General features: G+C 36.9%; 17 protein-coding genes. 9 read left to right on the top strand and 8 right to left on the bottom strand.

All coding sequences use genetic code 11. The features are described from left to right. Positions 1–158 precede the first annotated feature (158 nt). Positions 159–911 (bottom strand): T6SS immunity protein Tli3 family protein, encoded by a 753-nt coding sequence (locus LW139_RS11780; RefSeq protein WP_247849983.1) that lies wholly within the window; start codon positions 909–911, stop codon positions 159–161. Between the two features lie 165 nt (positions 912–1,076). Next, entirely contained in the window at positions 1,077–1,829 is a 753-nt protein-coding gene (locus LW139_RS11775) for a T6SS immunity protein Tli3 family protein (protein ID WP_247849982.1), read from the bottom strand. A 605-nt stretch (positions 1,830–2,434) separates the two neighbouring features. On the opposite strand from LW139_RS11775, the gene LW139_RS11770 reads away from it, so the two are divergent. After that, entirely contained in the window at positions 2,435–3,334 is a 900-nt protein-coding gene (locus LW139_RS11770; RefSeq protein ID WP_247849981.1) for an endonuclease/exonuclease/phosphatase family protein, read from the top strand. Between the two features lie 72 nt (positions 3,335–3,406). On the opposite strand, the gene LW139_RS11765 is transcribed toward LW139_RS11770, so the two are convergent. Together LW139_RS11765 and LW139_RS11760 are read right to left on the bottom strand one after the other, a co-directional pair. Next, positions 3,407–4,564: a pyridoxal phosphate-dependent aminotransferase gene (locus LW139_RS11765; protein WP_247849980.1), complete on the bottom strand. Its 1,158-nt coding sequence runs from the start codon at positions 4,562–4,564 to the stop codon at positions 3,407–3,409. Between the two features lie 158 nt (positions 4,565–4,722). Continuing rightward, on the bottom strand, positions 4,723–5,598 hold the full coding sequence (locus LW139_RS11760; RefSeq protein ID WP_109407624.1) for a LysR family transcriptional regulator: 876 nt from the start codon (positions 5,596–5,598) through the stop codon (positions 4,723–4,725). A gap of 202 nt (positions 5,599–5,800) precedes the next feature. Here LW139_RS11760 and LW139_RS11755 point away from each other — a divergent pair, with 202 nt between their 5' ends. Beyond that, positions 5,801–6,415: a LysE family translocator gene (locus LW139_RS11755; RefSeq protein ID WP_247849979.1), complete on the top strand. Its 615-nt coding sequence runs from the start codon at positions 5,801–5,803 to the stop codon at positions 6,413–6,415. A 62-nt stretch (positions 6,416–6,477) separates the two neighbouring features. Here LW139_RS11755 and LW139_RS11750 read toward each other — a convergent pair whose 3' ends face one another. Continuing rightward, the gene (locus LW139_RS11750) at positions 6,478–8,520 is read right to left on the bottom strand and encodes a choline transporter (RefSeq protein ID WP_109407622.1); all 2,043 of its coding nucleotides are present in this window, start codon (positions 8,518–8,520) and stop codon (positions 6,478–6,480) included. Positions 8,521–8,729: 209 nt separating this feature from the next. On the opposite strand from LW139_RS11750, the gene betI reads away from it, so the two are divergent. The 5 genes from betI to LW139_RS11725 all read left to right on the top strand — a co-directional run bounded on the left by betI (position 8,730) and on the right by LW139_RS11725 (position 15,434). Next, entirely contained in the window at positions 8,730–9,332 is a 603-nt protein-coding gene (gene betI / locus LW139_RS11745) for a transcriptional regulator BetI (RefSeq protein WP_109400562.1), read from the top strand. 24 nt (positions 9,333–9,356) lie between these two features. After that, positions 9,357–10,832 carry a betaine-aldehyde dehydrogenase gene (gene betB / locus LW139_RS11740; RefSeq protein WP_227335388.1) on the top strand — a complete coding sequence of 492 codons (1,476 nt, stop codon included), beginning with the start codon at positions 9,357–9,359 and terminating at the stop codon, positions 10,830–10,832. Positions 10,833–10,871: 39 nt separating this feature from the next. Continuing rightward, complete coding sequence (gene betA, locus LW139_RS11735) at positions 10,872–12,551, top strand: choline dehydrogenase (RefSeq protein ID WP_247849978.1); 1,680 nt, start codon at positions 10,872–10,874, stop codon at positions 12,549–12,551. A 365-nt stretch (positions 12,552–12,916) separates the two neighbouring features. Then, positions 12,917–14,167 (top strand): cytosine permease, encoded by a 1,251-nt coding sequence (gene codB, locus LW139_RS11730; protein WP_166540023.1) that lies wholly within the window; start codon positions 12,917–12,919, stop codon positions 14,165–14,167. Then, entirely contained in the window at positions 14,157–15,434 is a 1,278-nt protein-coding gene (locus LW139_RS11725; protein WP_227335384.1) for a cytosine deaminase, read from the top strand. Before codB ends, LW139_RS11725 begins: the two co-directional genes overlap by 11 nt. A 61-nt stretch (positions 15,435–15,495) precedes the next feature. On the opposite strand, the gene LW139_RS11720 is transcribed toward LW139_RS11725, so the two are convergent. Next, entirely contained in the window at positions 15,496–16,236 is a 741-nt protein-coding gene (locus LW139_RS11720; protein ID WP_227335382.1) for a hypothetical protein, read from the bottom strand. A 289-nt stretch (positions 16,237–16,525) separates the two neighbouring features. On the opposite strand from LW139_RS11720, the gene LW139_RS11715 reads away from it, so the two are divergent. Beyond that, complete coding sequence (locus tag LW139_RS11715; RefSeq protein WP_036912865.1) at positions 16,526–16,744, top strand: hypothetical protein; 219 nt, start codon at positions 16,526–16,528, stop codon at positions 16,742–16,744. 2 nt (positions 16,745–16,746) lie between these two features. After that, positions 16,747–17,091 (top strand): low molecular weight protein tyrosine phosphatase family protein, encoded by a 345-nt coding sequence (locus tag LW139_RS11710; RefSeq protein WP_227335381.1) that lies wholly within the window; start codon positions 16,747–16,749, stop codon positions 17,089–17,091. Between the two features lie 112 nt (positions 17,092–17,203). Here the strand turns inward: LW139_RS11710 and LW139_RS11705 are convergent, their stop codons facing one another. Both LW139_RS11705 and hemB read right to left on the bottom strand, forming a co-directional pair. Continuing rightward, positions 17,204–17,668: an HIT family protein gene (locus LW139_RS11705; RefSeq protein ID WP_247849977.1), complete on the bottom strand. Its 465-nt coding sequence runs from the start codon at positions 17,666–17,668 to the stop codon at positions 17,204–17,206. A gap of 171 nt (positions 17,669–17,839) precedes the next feature. Then, the gene (gene hemB / locus LW139_RS11700) at positions 17,840–18,817 is read right to left on the bottom strand and encodes a porphobilinogen synthase (protein ID WP_072064069.1); all 978 of its coding nucleotides are present in this window, start codon (positions 18,815–18,817) and stop codon (positions 17,840–17,842) included. Positions 18,818–19,071 lie beyond the last annotated feature (254 nt).

Raw genomic sequence — 19,071 nt, 5'->3', positions numbered from 1 at the left:
CCTTTTCGTGATGCCGTTTTATTGAAAACAATAAAGTGAGTAATTAAATAAAGCGATTGACGTTAGCTGTTATCGTGAATGGCTTTATTGACTTTTTGCCTTCTTCTTTCTTAGAAAATTTGGTGGTGCTAATTAACGGGGTTAGTCTCGATTGCTCATCATTTTTCCGCCTGTGAAATAGGGTAAATAGAGGGGGCGCTGCAATCAAAACGGGTTTGTCCTGAAGAGGTTTTTAAATTATTTGAAGGTATTTCTTCGTCACCTACATCATTATGGACATAATTAGAATCAGTAGGATCAAAATAAAATTTTCGCCACCACGGTTTGGCTAATTCATCATTAATTTCTCGACGGCTAACTGAAGTCTTCCCTAAATAAAACCCCTCATTGGTGACGATAATATCAAAACTAGCCGATCTGAAACCAGGATAATCTGTATTGCTACCAAATCCGCCATTAGTGGGTCTGAAGGTTTTTCCGCCATCAAGAGTGACAAGGATCGCGTTAACACAACCCCATTTAGTGCCTGCGCATTGATCTGTTCTTCGACTCAGTACCGCAGGGAAAACTAAAGCATCATCGCGTTCGGTTGCCCAAATTAGGCGTCCTTGGTATAAACAAGCTGATCCGTATAATATTTCTTGATGGATATTGTTTTTTGTATTGTTGTAATAGGTGAGCCCTTCTCGCCTTTCATTATATTTCTCTAAGGTAAAAAAACGATGGTCATCAATACGATAAATCACGGTGGGAGGGCCATAACTTTTAATTTCTTCGTCAATTAAACGCTGTTGTTCGGCTCTATCTTGTTCCGCTTTAATCGCGGCTTTTTCTTTTAAGGATAGACAGCCAGTTAATAACGAGGCACTTAAAATAAACAGTAAGGGAAATTTCAGTTGATGTAATAACATGGGTTATCCTTTTCGTGATGCCGTTTTATTGAAAACAATAAAGTGAGTAATTAAATAAAGCGATTGACGTTAGCTGTTATCGTGAATGGCTTTATTGACTTTTTGCCTTCTTCTTTCTTAGAAAGTTTGGTGGTGCTAATTAACGGGGTTAGTCTCGATTGCTCATCATTTTTCCGCCTGTGAAATAGGATAGATAGAAGGGGCACTGCAATCAAAACGGGTTTGCCCTGAGGGGGTTTTTAGTGTTGGAGAGGGGGATTCTTTATCCCCAACACTGCTATGGACATAATTTGGGCGAGAGGATTCAAAATAAAATTTTCGCCACCAAGGTTTAGCTAATTCATCATTAATTTCTCGACGGCTAACTGAAGTCTTTCCTAAATAAAATCCCTCATCGGTGACGATAATATCAAAACTAGCCGATCTGAAACCAGGATAATCAGTATTGCCACCAAATCCACCATTTGTGGGCCTAATGTTTTTTCCACCATCAAGGGTGACAAGTATCGCGTTAACACAACCCCATTTAGTGCCTGCGCATTGATCTGTTCTTCGACTCAGTACCGCAGGGAAAACTAAAGCATCATCGCGTTCGGTTGCCCAAATTAGGCGTCCTTGGTATAAACAAGCTGATCCGTATAATATTTCTTGATGGATATTGTTTTTTGTATTGTTGTAATAGGTGAGCCCTTCTCGCCTTTCATTATATTTCTCTAAGGTAAAAAAACGGTGGTCGTCAATGCGATAAATCACGGCGGGTGGGCCATAACTTTTAATTTCTTCGTCAATTAAACGCTGTTGTTCGGCTCTATCTTGTTCCGCTTTAATAGCGGCTTTTTCTTTTAAGGATAGACAGCCAGTTAATAACGAGGCACTTAAAATAAACAGTAAGGGAAATTTCAGTTGATGTAATAACATGGGTTATCCTTTTCGTGATGCTGATTCAATAATATTGCTGTCCTTGGTGGTTATAACCATGTTTCAGAAAAGGATAAAAAAGATCTTATTTATTCATTTTTAAAGATAATAAAATTTATTTGTTGTCTTTAAACTGAAAGTTATATTTTTATTCGATAATTTTAGTTATAGCAAGCAAGGTGCTAATTATCAATGTGTTGATTTTATTCTTAAGAAGAAATTCACAAAAAATAAATTTTCACTCTAGTAATAATACGTAATCCAAATTAATGTCATTAGTCTTTAATATATTGAATTAAAATACTAGAGATAGTAAATGTCATTGTTTTCATTTTAAATAATAAATTAAAAATAATATTAAGTATTTATAACGTGATGGAATACTATTTGAAAATTAAAAGTAAATAAAATTGGTACTATTTTATAGTGATATTATTATCTGACTAAACCTACCCTTTAGCTCTAAGGGCTTTTAATGCCACAATATCAGGTTGATTTTTTGCATCTCGAAATAACTTTGTGGATTGTATCACTGCGTCATATTTTCAGTGTGATAGTTTATTGTTGACCATCCATTAGCATTCTGTTTATTTTTCGGGGAAATTATGAAAAAAAGTGCAATATCTATCCTAGCCAGCACAGGTATATTACTGTCATCAATGGCAGTAGCAAATACCACAGGCTCAGAAATCCTTGCTGTACAATCAGGCGGTACACCCAATAAGGTGTATCAAAATAATAAACCGATACTGAAAGTAGCTACCTATAATATTGGTAAAAATGAAGTTTCAGCGGATGTCACCAATTTTGACAAGCTTAACCAAGCAATCAAAAATATCGATGCTGAGGTTATTGTTGTCACTGAAGTTGATAATAAAACAGCACGCAGTAAAAATATTAACCAACTTGAAGAATTAGCAAAAGCCAATAATATGCAGTTTGCTTTTGGCAAAGCGCTCGATTTTGATGGTGGGCAATATGGTGTTGGTATTTTATCAAAATACAAAATTGATAAATCACAGGTCGTTAATCTGCCTTCAGGTAATGCAGAACAACGTATTGTTTTATTATCACAGATTACTAAACCAGGGTTTGATTCACCGATTATTATTATGGGAACACACCTTGATTGGCAAAAAGATCCCACTATTCGTATCGGTCAAGTAAGACACATTTTAGATGCTGCAATTGGTGATACAGAAACAGGTTTCGATAATATTTCAACATCAATAAAAATATTGGCAGGTGATTTTAACTCTACTGCCAATGAGCAACCAATCCAAGAAATTAACTATTTTTGGAACCCTGTTGAAAAACCAAATAGTGATAAACGTACATGGCCAGCAATTAATCCAGCCATCGATATCGACCATATCTTTACCTTTAAAGGTCAGGTTTGGGATATCAAAAATATGACCATCCCACAAGATTCAGCAACATTTAAATGGTCAGATGCAAGTGATCATCTTCCTGTTATTGCAGAACTAGAGTTACAAGAACAGTAATAAATAAAAACGCCCTCGATATTATTTTCAAGGGCGTTATTCATCAACCAATAAAATAAGCATTAAATCAGATTAAATCCAACCTTTAGCTCTAAAGGCTTTTAATGTAATGACGAAATAGCTCATTTCTTCTGGTGTGCCTAAAGTTAAACGACTCCAACCAAAAGCAGGTGGAAATTCACGGCCGACCATAATATTCGCCTCTTTCATTCTATTTTGATAGGTTTTTACATCGCCTTTAACTTTATGGAATATAAAGTTTGCATGAGAAGGTGCGTATTCAATATTCAACTCTTTTAAGGCATCCACGACCATCTGACGTGAAACATCAATCGATTTACGGCTATATTCCACATAAGCTTTATCTTTCAGTGAGGCTAATGCGGCAACTGCACCTGCAGTATTAGTATTATCAATAGAAACAAAGGCATCAATTTGTGAGATTACTTCTGGGACGGCAACGCCATAACCTACACGCAGTCCTGCTAAGGCATAAATTTTTGAGAAAGTACGGGCGACAATCAGATTTTTATATCCTGCAACAACTAACGAAATTGCACTGATAAATTCAGGTGTTGAAACAAACTCAGCGTAAGCTTCATCAATAATAAAAAAGACATTCTCTTTTGCTGATTTTACCCAGTTCGATAATTCTGAGGTAGGCGTTAGCATTGCTGTAGGGTTGTTTGGATTACATAAGTAAACCATGCTAATACCATCAAACTCCTGTGCTTTTTTTTGCATAGTAGCTAAATCAAAAGCCAGAGTGCTATCAACAGGAATTTTAACGATTTTTACCCCTAAAGGTTCTGCATAAAGCTCGGCATAGTTAAATGTTGGATCAGGAACAATAAGTTGAACCGCTTTACCTTCTTTTTGAGCTTTATTTGCCACAAATTGCACGGCTGCTTGAATTGTCTCAGATGAGCCATTACCCAAAGTGATATGTTTATCTGAAAGTTTAAATTCTTTCCCTAATTCGCTAATTAATGCGCTACGTGCATCATCTGGATATCTAAATGCATTAGGTAAGGCATCAATAATAGCTTGTTTAGCTTTTTGCGACATGCCTAATGAGTTTTCATTAAAGTTAAGTAATAGCGGATTTTCTGCGTTAAAAACCAATTTGTTTTTCAATGATTCATTGGCATAAGCAGAGCTAACAAAAGAACTTAATGAAAGACCCCCAATCACTAAGCTTGATGATGTTAAGAATGAACGACGATTCATGTGATGTTTCCCAAGTAAATTATTCTATGTTTTATTAGTTCACATAGATTACTAAAAAATAGATTAAAGTAAATATGTATGCGTAAAAAATAGCTATTTATTCAATATTTTTTTAAAGGGACAAATCTGAGAATGGTTGTATTTTTGTGAAAACAGTATTAGAACGATCGTTCATCAATCTCTTTTGAACTCTTTTCAGCTTCGGCGATTATCCAGTTTTTAAATTTTTCCTGTTTAGAATCAGGGGCGATTTCTATTGGAGAAAGTAGATAATAACTTGAGTTATCTTTTACAAACCCATTTATAGTCACTAATTGCTGATTATGTAATTCATCTTGTACCATAAGAAAAGAGGCAATTGTTGCTCCCAATCCAGCTAATGTTGCTTGAATAGCTAGATAAAAATGCTCATATTCACTGGTTTTTGTATAGTTTGATACAACTCCTGAGTATTGAAACCAATCTTGCCAAGCTTGAGGCCGTGACAATGTTATTAATTGCTTATGTGAGTGATGAAGGTTATTCGGTTTTATGACAGCACCTATTTTTTCATCACAAATCTTGGTTGCATAAATATTCTTGCTCCAAAAAAAATCATTTCGTCTAAACGCTAAATCGACACCTTCTTTATTAAAATCAATTGCACCACCAGCGGCAACTAAGTGCAACGTGATTTCAGGGTGTAACGCATAAAAATGAGAAAGGCGCGGAATTAGCCATTTCATGGCAATAGTAGGTTCGCATGAAACCACTAACACGGGGTTATTTAAAGGAGAGCGCAAATGGGTGACGGTTTCTTCAAGTTGTTCAAATATTGCTGATGTTGTTTTATATAAATACTGACCCGCTTCATTTAAATAAACTGCACGATTACGGCGTTCAAATAAAGCAATGCCTAATTCATCTTCTAATAGCCGTATTTGTCGGCTTACTGCACTGTGTGTAACATGAAGTTGCTCCGCAGCACTGACAAAACTGCCTGTTTTTGCCGCGCTATTAAAAAAACGTAAGGATGTTAAAGAAGGCATTTTCATAAAAATAAGCCATAAAGTGAGTAATAAAATAGACGATTAAAAATTACAGATATACTGCAAGATAAATCGCTTTTTATTTTTAGTCAAATTAGCAAAATAGAGAGGTTAGGTGGATTAAATAAGTTTTTTATTCAAATAAAATCTTATTTTATGTCACTTTTTATTACATGTAATCAACTCAAATGTGAAAGTAAGGAAAGAAATGAGTGAGCTAATTGCTGTGGCGATGATCACGGTTTTGGCTGTGATTAGCCCTGGCCCTGATTTTGCTATGGTGACAAAAAATAGTTATTCCTATGGTGTGAGAGTTGGGCTGATTACAGCAATCGGTATTGCGATTGGTGTTCAGATCCATGTCTTTTATACTGTATTTGGTGTTTCTTTTATTATTACAGAGTCGCCGACACTTTTTTTTATAATGAAATTATTAGGGGTGGGGTATTTAATTTATTTAGGCTCTAAGTCATTAACGAATAAAACACAATTGACGGTTGAGAATGCAGTCAATTCAGCACCTAATATGTTCCAAGCATTAAGGGTTGGTTTTTTTACTAATGCTTTAAACCCTAAAACGATGTTATTTGTTATTGCGCTGTATACACAAGTGGCTAATTTGAGTAATCCACTCTGGATAAATCTTTCTTATGGTATGTTTATCTCTGTTGCTCATTGGGTTTGGTTTAGTTGTGTTGCGTTATTTTTCTCTACGCCTTTATTACGCACAAAAATACTTTCACATCAAAAAATGGCAGATAAAATTATTGGTGTGTTATTAATTCTTTTAGGTATAGGGCTATTGTTTATTTCAGTGAAGTAGAAAATTAATCAAATAAAAAGGAGATCAAATAACGATCTCCTTTTTTTATTTTAAGTTACGATTTAATTTGACTCAGGGAAAGTTAATGTCGATCCTGGAGCTTCACGACTAAGATGAATAAAGTTCAGATGTTTTTCATATTGGTCTAAAATATCAGTAATTACCTGTTCTTTGGTGTAATCCATTAAGTCATTTCCTTGGGTACCTTCCCATAAATAGGTTTCTAAACGGTAATAATCTGATTTACCTCGACGAGCACGATAAGTGAATGCTGGTACTGAATATTTTTGTGGCCAAATTTGATAAATAAAATTTTGCTCTTGGTCAAGATCGACCACAAGCTCTAAATGATGTAAACGTTCATTATCTTCAATTGGATAATAATTGAATTCAACTTTTGCTCCACGTAATAAAAGTTCTTTAGCCACATCTTGCATTGCTGGCATACAGGTTAAATCTAACATGCGTTGTGTATAGGTCGTTCCTGGGAAATTCATAACCCGCCCTAAACGCTGTTTCCAATTCATCGTAGTATTACCATAAAGTGGTGCTGGCGCATTGGTATTTAGCGAACTAACACGTCTAAAATCTTCGACTTTTAATGATTTATAAAGTCCAGCCATAATAAAGAAAATAACAAAGCTAAAGGGCAATCCCATTATTATAGTTGTGTTTTGTAAGGCCGAAATACCATCCGCCATTAACATACCTAACGTTAATAAACCAATAGCAATAGACCAGAAAATGCGAAGCCAATTGGGGGCGTCGTTATTAACATGACTTAATTGAGAGGTGAAATTGCCTAATACTAATGAACCAGAATCGGCAGAAGTGACATAAAATAATAATCCCGTAATTGTGGCGACAGAAGCCGTTAAACCAAAACCGGGATAGAGTTCTAATAATGAATAGAATCCTTTTTCGGGTGCTTCTAATACTGTTTGTGCGAGTGCTTTATTGCCATGGATCACTTCATATAAAGCGCTATTCCCAAAAATGGATAACCATAACAGTGTAAAAACAAAGGGAATAATTAAGGTACCTATGACGAATTGTCGAATTGTTCGTCCTCTTGAAATACGAGCTAAAAAGAGTCCAACAAAAGGTGACCATGCAACCCACCAAGCCCAGAAAAACAGTGTCCAGCTATTCATCCAATCCGTTGGTCTATCAAATGCAAAACTATTTAATGTCATGCCTAAAAAACGATTAGTGTAATCACCGACATTTAATACCAGTGCATTTAATAAAAACTCAGTATCACCTGCAAATAAGATAAATAAAATAAGCCCCAATGCGAGTAATACATTTAATTCAGATAAAATCCTGATCCCTTTGTTAACGCCCGATGTTGCAGAAATAACGGCCATAATAACAGATAATAGAATTAATCCGCCTTGAACGCTCAATCCTTGGGGTAAATCAAAAAGAACTTTTAGCCCATAATTAAGTTGTACAACACCAATACCTAACGTTGTTGCAATACCAAAAATGGTGCCTAATACCGCAGCAATATCAACTGTATGACCAATTGGGCCATAAATACGATTTCCAAAGATAGGATAAAGTGCAGAGCGTATGGTTAATGGCAAATTGTAACGATAGCTAAAATAGCCCAAAGCGATACCAATAAGTGCATACATAGACCAGCCCGTCAGGCCATAGTGGAATAAAGTCCACACCATCGACTGACGGGCTGCTTCTATTGTTTCACCTTCGCCGGTTGGCGGTAACATATATTGTGTAATCGGCTCTGCTACAGAGAAAAACATCAAATCAATCCCAATACCGGCTGCAAATAACATCGCAGACCAACTTAAAACACTAAATTCAGGTTTTGATTGTTCAGGCCCTAATTTGATATTTCCAAAACGAGATGTGGCAACAAAAATAACAAAAACGATGTATAACGTTGCTGCTAATAGATAGTACCAACCAAAGGTTTTTGATACCCATCCCAGTGTTGCCACAATCCATGTATTTGCTGTTTCTGTCATCAAAATAGTGAAAAAAGAAAACGCTAAAATCAGCGTTGCTGAAGCGAAAAAAACGACAGAATTGAGCTTGTCTTTCTGTGGTTTTTTTGTGCTGTTAAGAGTTGTCATCAGAAATTCCAAAAAATTATTTACCTAAAAGTTAAAAGTTGCATTCTTTGTTAACTAATTGAATTAGTTGCAAAGATTCAAATTTTCACAATATCCTCCTATATCTAAATGTAAATTAATTGTGATAAACAATAGTTAATATTGATTGAATGTTCAATTAAAAAAACGTTTAATGAATGTGTTCAATGTATTTTTTAGGTCTTTAAAACATGCCGAAGATAGGAATGCAGTCGATACGTAAACAGCAATTAATCCAAGCAACGTTAGCAGTGATTAATGAGGTTGGAATGCAAGAGGCGAGCATCGCATTGATAGCTCGAAAAGCCGGTGTTTCTAACGGCATTATTAGTCACTACTTTCGTGATAAAAATGGATTGTTGGAAGCTGCCATGCGCCATATCCAGTATCAATTGGGTTTTGCGGTGGCGATACGTTTAAGAATGTTAAGCGATGCAACACCTAAGCTACGTATCCAAGCTATTGTTGAAGGTAACTTTGATACTACTCAAACCAGTGAAGCGGCAATGAAAACATGGCTAGCATTTTGGGCAAGTAGTATGCATCAGCCTAATTTGAATCGTCTACAAAAGGTCAATGATAGAAGGCTTTATTCCAATTTAAGTTACGAGTTTGGGCGCGTTCTTACTAAAGATCAAGCACGTTTGGCTGCGAAAGGTTTAGCCGCATTAATAGATGGTTTATGGCTACGAAGTGCGTTAAGTAATGCACCATTCTCTCTTGAAGAGGCCAAAACCATTACTAATGAATATATCGATATGCAACTGACAAATCGGAGTCAAATAAAGACTTAAGAAACTAATAATAAAGGAGAAACTATGCCAAACCCACCGTTACATAAACTCTATATTCATGGTGGATATGTTGATTGCGCACAACCGGAGTGTGAACAATTTGAAGCGATTAACCCAGCTAATGGCGAAGTGATCGCCCATTTACAGTCTGCAAGTGAAGAAGATATCAATTGGGCTGTAGAGAGCGCAAAACAAGGGCAAAAAATTTGGCGTGCGATGACGGCTATGGAACGCTCTCGAATTTTACGACGCGCTGTTGATATTTTACGTGAACGTAATGATGAATTGGCTCATTTAGAAACCTTAGATACAGGCAAACCGCTATCTGAAACACGCTATGTTGATATTGTGACGGGCGCTGATGTTTTAGAGTATTACGCAGGTCTTATTCCTGCACTTGAAGGAGAGCAAATTCCACTTAGAGAAACCGCTTTTGCTTACACTCGCCGCGAGCCATTGGGAGTTGTTGCTGGTATCGGTGCATGGAATTACCCCATTCAAATAGCGTTGTGGAAATCTGCACCTGCACTTGCCGCAGGTAATGCAATGATCTTTAAACCAAGTGAGATGACTTCATTAACAGCATTAAAACTTGCCGAAATATACACCGAGGCAGGGGTGCCAAAGGGCGTTTTTAACGTTGTTACAGGAAAAGCGAATGTGGGGCAATGGTTAACACTGCATCCTGATATCGCGAAAGTTTCTTTTACTGGAGGAATTGAAACGGGTAAAAAGGTGATGGCAAATGCGTCTGCTTCAAGTTTGAAAGAAGTAACCATGGAACTTGGTGGAAAGTCACCTTTAATTATTTTTGATGATGCAGATTTAGATACCGCTGCTGATATTGCGATGATGGCGAATTTTTATAGTTCAGGGCAGGTGTGTACCAATGGCACTCGTGTCTTTGTTCCTGAAAGATTAAAACCTGCATTTGAAGCGAAAATTATAGAGCGCGTATCACGTATTAGGATCGGCTCACCTCTTGAAATGGACACCAATTTTGGCCCACTGGTCAGTTTTCCTCATCTTGAAAAAGTCTTGAGTTATATTGAGTTAGGCAAAGCTCAAGGGGCAAGATTACTTTGTGGTGGTCATCGTTTATTAGAAGGAAATTTTGCTCAAGGTGCTTATGTTGCACCTACTGTTTTCACAGATTGCACCGATGATATGAATATCACACAAGATGAAATATTCGGTCCTGTGATGAGTATTCTTAGTTATCAAACTGAAGATGAAGTGGTTTTACGCGCAAATAATAGCGTTTATGGTTTGGCCGCAGGTCTTGTCACCAAAGATCTCACAACAGCTCACCGTGTTATTCACCAATTGGAAGCCGGAATTTGTTGGATCAATACATGGGGCGAGTCTCCTGCAGAAATGCCAGTTGGTGGCTATAAACATTCTGGTGTGGGACGTGAAAATGGGCTTGTTACACTACAGAATTATACTCAAATAAAATCTATTCAAGTTGAACTTGGGGAGTTTTCATCCGTTTTTTAATCCATTCTTTTTTTAATGACTGAAACAGAGGAGATAACAATGGTCTATGACTACATTATTATCGGTGCTGGTTCAGCCGGTAACGTTCTTGCTACCCGCTTGACAGAAGATCCTGAAGTTACTGTGCTGCTCCTTGAAGCTGGAGGTCCGGACTACAGGTTCGATTTTCGTACACAAATGCCAGCGGCATTAGCCTATCCATTACAAGGTAGGCGATATAATTGGGCTTATGAAACAGAGCCTGAACCTTATATGAATAACCGACGCATGGAATGTGGCCGAGGGAAAGGGCTTGGTGGCTCATCATTAATTAATGGTATGTGCTATATCCGTGGTAATGCGATGGACTTTGATGGTTGGGCTAAATTACCTGGCCTTGAAGAGTGGGATTACTTAAGCTGTTTACCTTATTTTCGTAAGGCAGAAAGTCGAGATATTGGCGCTAATGATTATCATGGTGATAAAGGTCCTGTAAGTGTGGCTACGCCGAAAAAAGGCAATAATATCTTATTTAAAGCAATGATTGAGGCGGGTGTACAAGCAGGATACCCAAAAACGATTGATCTTAACGGCTATCAGCAAGAGGGTTTTGGCCCGATGGATAGAACCGTCACACCTAAAGGTCGTCGAGCAAGTACAGCAAGAGGCTATCTTGATCAAGCAAAAGTGCGTAAAAACTTGACGATAGAGACACATGCAACGACTGATATTATTGAGTTTGAAGGTAAAAAAGCAGTGGGTGTCCGTTATTTTTCAGGCGAAAATACCACACCTCATCGTGTTAAAGCCAATCGAGAAGTATTACTTTGCGCGGGTGCAATTGCTTCGCCCCAAATTTTGCAACGTTCTGGTGTTGGGCCTGACAAAGTATTAAACGAATTTAATATTCAGCCAGTACATGTATTACCTGGAGTTGGGGAAAATCTGCAAGATCACTTAGAAATGTATTTGCAGTATGAATGTAAAAAGCCCGTTTCACTTTATCCTGCTTTAAAATGGTATAACCAGCCTAAGATTGGTGCGCAATGGCTATTTCAAGGAACAGGGATCGGTGCAAGCAATCAATTTGAAGCGGGGGGATTTATTCGCTCTAGCGAAAAGTTTGCGTGGCCTAATATTCAATTCCATTTTCTACCCGTTGCCATTAATTATAATGGCACCAATGCAGTAGAAGTGCATGGTTTCCAAGCTCATGTAGGCTCTATGCGTTCACCCAGTCGCGGGCGAGTAAAATTAGCTTCTACAGATCCTCATCAACATCCCAATATTTTATTTAATTACATGTCCACAGAACAAGATTGGGAAGAGTTTCGCTCCGCTATCCGTATTACGCGAGAAATAATGGCACAACCAGCATTAGATGCTTATCGTGGCGAAGAAATTAGTCCAGGTAAACATATTCAAAATGATGAACAACTTGATGCTTTTGTTAGAGAACGTGCTGAAACAGCATTTCATCCTTGTGGCACATGTAAAATGGGAACGGATGAAATGGCAGTTGTCGATGGGGAAGGTCGAGTACACGGCATAGAAAACTTAAGAGTTATTGATGCATCTATTATGCCACTAATAATCACTGGGAATTTGAATGCGACTACAATTATGATTGCAGAAAAGTTAGCTGATAAGGTGAGAGGAATTAAATCTTTACCTAAAAGTCAGGCTAAATATTATATTGCAGGTGATCAAGCTGCAAGAAAAACGAATCTAAGCCTATAAATTAGGGCAGACAAAAGAGGAATATAAATTCCTTTTTTGTCTTTTTATCATTATTTTCTCTTTGTTGATATTGAAGTTATATAAAAATAATTTATATAAAATCTAAGTATTCAGGAAAAAATATGATTAATTTTTATCATAAGTATTTCTAAATAAAATCGCTTTATAAAAGAAATTCAAAATAACGGGATAAATTCAAGTAAAACAACAATTTTTCTGCCATTTCTGTGATGAATATCAACACTCCATAACTGAAGCATTCCATTAATTATAATAAACAGACGACGAAAACGTTTGCATAATATTTTTATGCAGATAGAATTCGTCAGATTTTTTTGGCCTGGTGAAATTAATAGGGGGTTAAAGTGTCTCAGGACAACAATTATAGTCAGGGCCCAGTGCCCATATCCGCAAGAAAGGGTGGATTGGCGTTAACCTTTGTGATGTTGGGATTAACGTTTTTTTCAGCCAGTATGTGGACTGGCGGCGCTCTTGGTACTGGTCTTTCCTTTAATGATTTCTTCCTCGCAGTTCTAATTGGTAATCTTCTTCTTGGTATCTACACCGCATTTCTTGGTTTTATTGGTTCAAAAACAGGTCTTACTACTCATCTCCTCGCGCGTTACTCTTTCGGTATTAAAGGTTCTTGGCTTCCCTCATTTTTACTCGGTGGTACTCAAGTTGGTTGGTTTGGTGTGGGGGTGGCAATGTTTGCCATTCCGGTAGGAAAAGCCACTGGTATTGATATCAATCTTCTTATCGCCATTTCCGGCATTTTAATGACCATCACAGTATTCTTCGGTATTTCTGCTCTCACTATTCTCTCTATCATCGCAGTTCCTGCTATCGCTATTCTCGGAAGTTACTCTGTTTATCTTGCGGTACATGATATGGGGGGACTTTCGACACTAATGGCGATAAAACCGGCTCAGCCATTAGATTTTAATTTAGCGTTAGCAATGGTTGTTGGATCGTTTATTAGTGCGGGTACACTGACTGCTGATTTTGTCCGCTTTGGACGAAACCCTAAAGTTGCTGTCATTGTCGCCATTATTGCTTTCTTCTTAGGAAATACCTTGATGTTTGTCTTTGGTGCGGCTGGTGCGGCTTCACTGGGAATGGCAGATATTTCTGATGTGATGATTGCGCAAGGATTATTACTTCCGGCTATCGTGGTGCTAGGTTTAAATATCTGGACAACGAATGACAACGCGTTATATGCATCAGGATTAGGTTTTGCCAATATCACTGGTTTATCAAGCAAAAAACTTTCAGTAATAAACGGTATCATTGGTACGCTGTGTGCATTATGGCTTTATAATAACTTTGTTGGTTGGCTTACCTTTTTATCTGCAGCAATTCCACCAGTAGGAGGTGTTATTATTGCAGATTATCTGATGAATAAAGCACGTTATAACTCCTTTAATGTTGCTACAATGCAATCGGTTAACTGGGTAGCACTACTCGCTGTTGCCATTGGCATTATGGCAGGGCATTGGTTACCAGGTATCGTGCCTGTTAATGCCGTGTTGGGGGGAGCAATAAGTTACGCTGTGTTAAATCCAATATTAAATCGTCGTACAGCTCGACAAGCGGAGATAAGTCATGCTGGGTAAAAATATCGAACAAATTAACCATGCTCGTCTAGTTGGAAAAGAAGGTTTATGGCGCATTACGCTAAAAAATAACAAAATTGAAGCCATTGCATCTCAACCTGAAAATGATTTTCATCCTGATGCCTTAGATGCTCAAGGCGGATTGGTTCATGCGCCTTTTGTTGAACCTCATATTCATTTAGATACTACACAAACTGCAGGGCAACCGAACTGGAATCAATCAGGTACGTTATTTGAAGGTATCGAGCGTTGGGCAGAGCGAAAAGCATTGTTAACACATGATGATGTTAAACAACGTGCATGGCAAACATTGCAATGGCAAATTGCTAATGGTATTCAGCATGTTAGAACACATGTGGATGTTTCAGATGCTTCACTCACAGCATTAAAAGCAATGTTGGAAGTAAAAGAAGAAATAAAACCTTGGGTTGATTTACAAATAGTCGCTTTTCCTCAAGAAGGTATTTTATCTTACCCTAATGGTGAAGCTTTATTAGAAGAAGCATTAAAGCTAGGCGCAGATGTTGTCGGTGCGATCCCTCACTTTGAATTTACGCGTGAATATGGTGTTGAATCTCTGCATAAAACCTTCGCTTTAGCACAAAAGTATGATCGTTTAATAGATGTTCATTGCGATGAAATTGATGATGAACAATCGCGCTTTGTTGAAACTGTTGCGGCTTTAGCCCATAAAGAAAATATGGGTTCAAGAGTGACTGCAAGTCATACAACCGCAATGCATTCTTATAATGGGGCTTATACTTCACGTTTATTCCGACTATTAAGAATGTCTGGCATTAACTTTGTGGCGAATCCTTTGGTTAATATTCACTTGCAAGGACGCTTTGATACTTATCCAAAACGTCGTGGTATTACTCGCGTAAAAGAGATGCTAGAAAGTAATATTAATGTCTGTTTTGGTCATGATGATGTCTTTGATCCTTGGTATCCATTAGGCACAGCAAATATGCTCCAAGTCTTACATATGGGATTGCATGTTTGCCAATTAATGGGCTATGGCCAAATTGATAAGGGATTACAGTTGATTAGTCATAATAGTGCTAAAACATTGGCGTTAACGGATTATGGTGTTGAAGTAGGAAATAGTGCAAACTTTATTATTCTGCCAGCAGATAACGGATTTGATGCTTTACGTCGTCAAGTACCTGTGCGTTATTCTATTCGCCAAGGTAAAGTTATTGCACAAACAGAGCCAGCAAAAACAGAAATTATGTTAGATAAGCCAACTCGAATTACTTACAAGTGATTTTTAATTTATCTTAATAATGGATCAGTAAATAATAACTGATCCATTATCACCAAATTTTTTATCGCCAAATATAATCCGAAAAGGCCAACATAATCACAGGGGTAGCGATCACATCTGCCACAAGCGTGAGTGGGGTAATGATAATATTACTAGCTAAATTACCTGGTTTAAATGAGTTGCTCTTTTCATAAGTATACAGTTCGACTTTATAATTTTCGTTTAATTTGTCTTTCAATGTCGCAGGCATTTCCATAACGTCTTTCTGGAATACGTATCCTTTGATAGGTATTGTTTTCACCCATGAACTGTCATCAGAATTACGTGTTTCTTTAAATCCTAAATTTTTTAATACTTCTGTTTGTTTGTCAGTTAATGTGAATTTTTTACTGATATAAACATGGTAATTTTCTTTAAATTCAATGACATTATCATTTTCTTTGGTAAGTTTTAGTCTAATGATACCTTCAGAATTATCAAATGCTTTCAATGGGATTGTTTTAATGATTTCATTTAATTGCATTAGTTCATCAGCACCTTGAGTTAGTATATAAATATAATTTTCACCTAAGAACCCATACCCAGATCCTGGTAATTGAATGGGCGCTAGATTTTCATTATTTTGATTATATTTAACTCTGAGATTTTTATATTCAAAAGCACCTACTATATTATCATTTACACTGGCCTGTTTTTTGTATTCTGAACCTACGACAGGATTACTATACCAAACAGCACCTGTTACACATCCAGTGGTACTTAAAATTAATAAGCTGAAAAAGAAGAATACTATTTTTTTCATTTTTTATTCTCGAGTTAAATTTATTCAATGATAATAGATTAAACCAGTTAGTTATTTAACACCATGGTTACTGTGTTCATTATTCTCTTTTTATATTAAATGTTCAGTATAATATTTTGTTTTTCTATTTTTAAATAATATAATTTAATTATTAAGGATAATTGCGTATAGAGACAAAAGATATCTTTTATTATTAAGTTTAGAATTTTATTTTTATCATGTATTATACATATGGTTAGACCCTCTCCGTATTACTGCGGCTGCTATCCCTTTAATCTGAGAGGTTTTTATGTCTACACAAAGAGATCGTGGTTGGCGCCAATGTGTTAACCGCAAAAATAAACATCAAGAAATGGGGTGTTCACGAGTGATGTTTAAACCAGAAAAAAAATGGTCTAATTTATATACTCGATCACTCAAAATGACCAGAGCTGCACAACTAGGAATTGAATATCCAAGAATTTCTCGTAGTCAGCGTCGATTAAATGCATTATCTGATAGTGAGTAATAATGAATATCTTATTTATTTGCAGTAAAAACCAATGGCGAAGCCCAACCGCTGAACTATTGTTTGCAGATAGAGAAGGAATTAATACACTTTCAGCAGGTACGCGCAAAGATGCGCAATGTGTTGTTGATAATGAATTGCTAAAATGGGCTGATTTAGTGCTTGTCATGGAATCTAAACATTTAAATCGTTTATCTGCACATTTTCCTGCAACCATGCGCTATAAAAAAGCCCATGTATTGGGAATACCTGATAATTATTGCTTTAATGATCCGGCATTAATTGAACTCCTTGAACAGAAAGTTCAGCCTTATTTACCGATGGAAGCAAAGCTTTCAACTAAATAATTTATTTATCTTGATCAAAAACGCTCAACTTAAAATATAAGGCTGAGCGTTTTTTTATATTTGAAAGCTTTGAGTATAAAAAATAAGTCAAATTTTTATTTGTTGTATTTATTTATTTATTGTTTTTTCTGATCAAGGCTGCTAATTGTGCAAGCTCTTCATCACTCGCACGTTCAAAATCGTGAGATGAAAGATAACCCGGATATTTATCAAAGAAAATCTTCTGCTTATTTTCAATAGGTGCCCATTTAGTCATATCACCAGTACCATGCATTGGACTAAGTTTACTATGAACATGATCAACACCAAAGCCTTCAAAAAACATTCCTGAACGAGACACATCAGGGAATGTTTTATCCAAGATTTTAGCAACTTTTTTGGTCGCAATAACGAGTAAGGCTAAGGTTTCATCGCTTAAATCAAACGCATAACTTGGATAGTGTTTTTTAGGGATAACAACAGTAAAGCCTTTGGTATTAGGAAATATAGAGAGAAAAGCGAGGTGGTGATCATCTTCCCAAATTTTATGGCAAGGTGCTTTTCCTGCTACGATTTGACAGAAAATACAGTTATCCATAGTAGCCCCATAATAAAATTACTCGTCATATTTCAAAGTGTAGCGTTGTTGCCTAGCTACACCTTGAATTATTTAGAGCATCTTCAACAAGTTGTTTACTGTATGTACACAAATGAAACATTGTGTATAGCTGTACCTTATACACCTTAGATCATTTTGAGCATAAGATGATTAAAGTAGGTTTCTTTCAGCTAAATCAAGTGCAAAGTAAGACAGAATTAAATCTGCTCCTGCACGTTTAATTGAACCTAAAGTTTCCATGACCACACGATCTTCATCGATTGCACCAGCTAATGCCGCAAATTTAATTTGGGCATACTCACCACTGATTTGATAAGCAGCTAAAGGTAATAACGTACGTTCACGCACATCGCGAATAATATCTAAATAAGCGCCTGCAGGTTTTACCATCAGCATATCAGCGCCTTCTTGTTCATCAATTAATGATTCACGGATAGCTTCACGGCGATTCATTGGATTCATTTGATAAGTTTTGCGATCACCAATTAAACGAGAGCCTGCTGCATCACGGAAAGGACCATATAAGGCGGAAGCGAATTTAGTTGAATAAGAGACAATGCCTGTATCACTAAAGCCTGCTTTATCAAGTGCTGCACGAATGGCGGCGACTTGTCCATCCATTGCTGCAGATGGAGCGATAAAATCTGCACCAGCTTGCGCGGCTGCAACAGCTTGAAGACCTAAATTATAGATAGTTTCATCATTATCAACATGTTCACCATGTAAAACGCCACAGTGACCATGTGAAGTGTATTCACAAAAACAAGTATCAGACATCACAATCATTTCTGGGACTGCATCTTTACAAATACGAGACATACGAGAAACTAAGCCATCACTTTTCCAAGCATCACTCCCAGTTTCATCAAGATGATGGGATACCCCAAAAGTCATGACAGTTTTAATGCCAGCTTTGGCAATGCGTTCAATTTCATAAGCAAGACGCTTTTCAGGAATACGAACCACACCCGGCATACTTTTAATAGGCTGATAATCATCAAGCCCTTCTTCAACAAAAATAGGCAGAGCGAGATCATTTTTAGTTAAGGTTGTTTCTTGAAAGAGAGCGCGCAGGTTTTCTGACTGGCGTAGTCTTCTTAAACGCTGGATGGATTGTTCGTTGCTCACAATATCTCCTTTTTATGGCCAGTACTAACAAGTATTTACCGAGGTATTATAAACCTTAATATTGATAGATAGATACTCTATAATTGATACTCGTCATACTTCAAGCCGTAGCGTTGTGACTGGATCCATTCGTATTGTATGCTCCTAGTGATTCCTCGAATTATTTAGAGTATAGAGAGTTAGTTATAGAGAAAGAGAAAAAAGCAAGGGAAAAGCAAAAGGTAAGAAGAATAAGTGATGGAGAGGGCGAAATA

It is taken from the genome of Proteus vulgaris (assembly GCF_023100685.1).
Taxonomy (GTDB): domain Bacteria; phylum Pseudomonadota; class Gammaproteobacteria; order Enterobacterales; family Enterobacteriaceae; genus Proteus.
The sequence above is the reverse complement of the archived record's forward strand: the minus strand, read 5'-3'. Positions and strand labels throughout refer to the sequence as shown.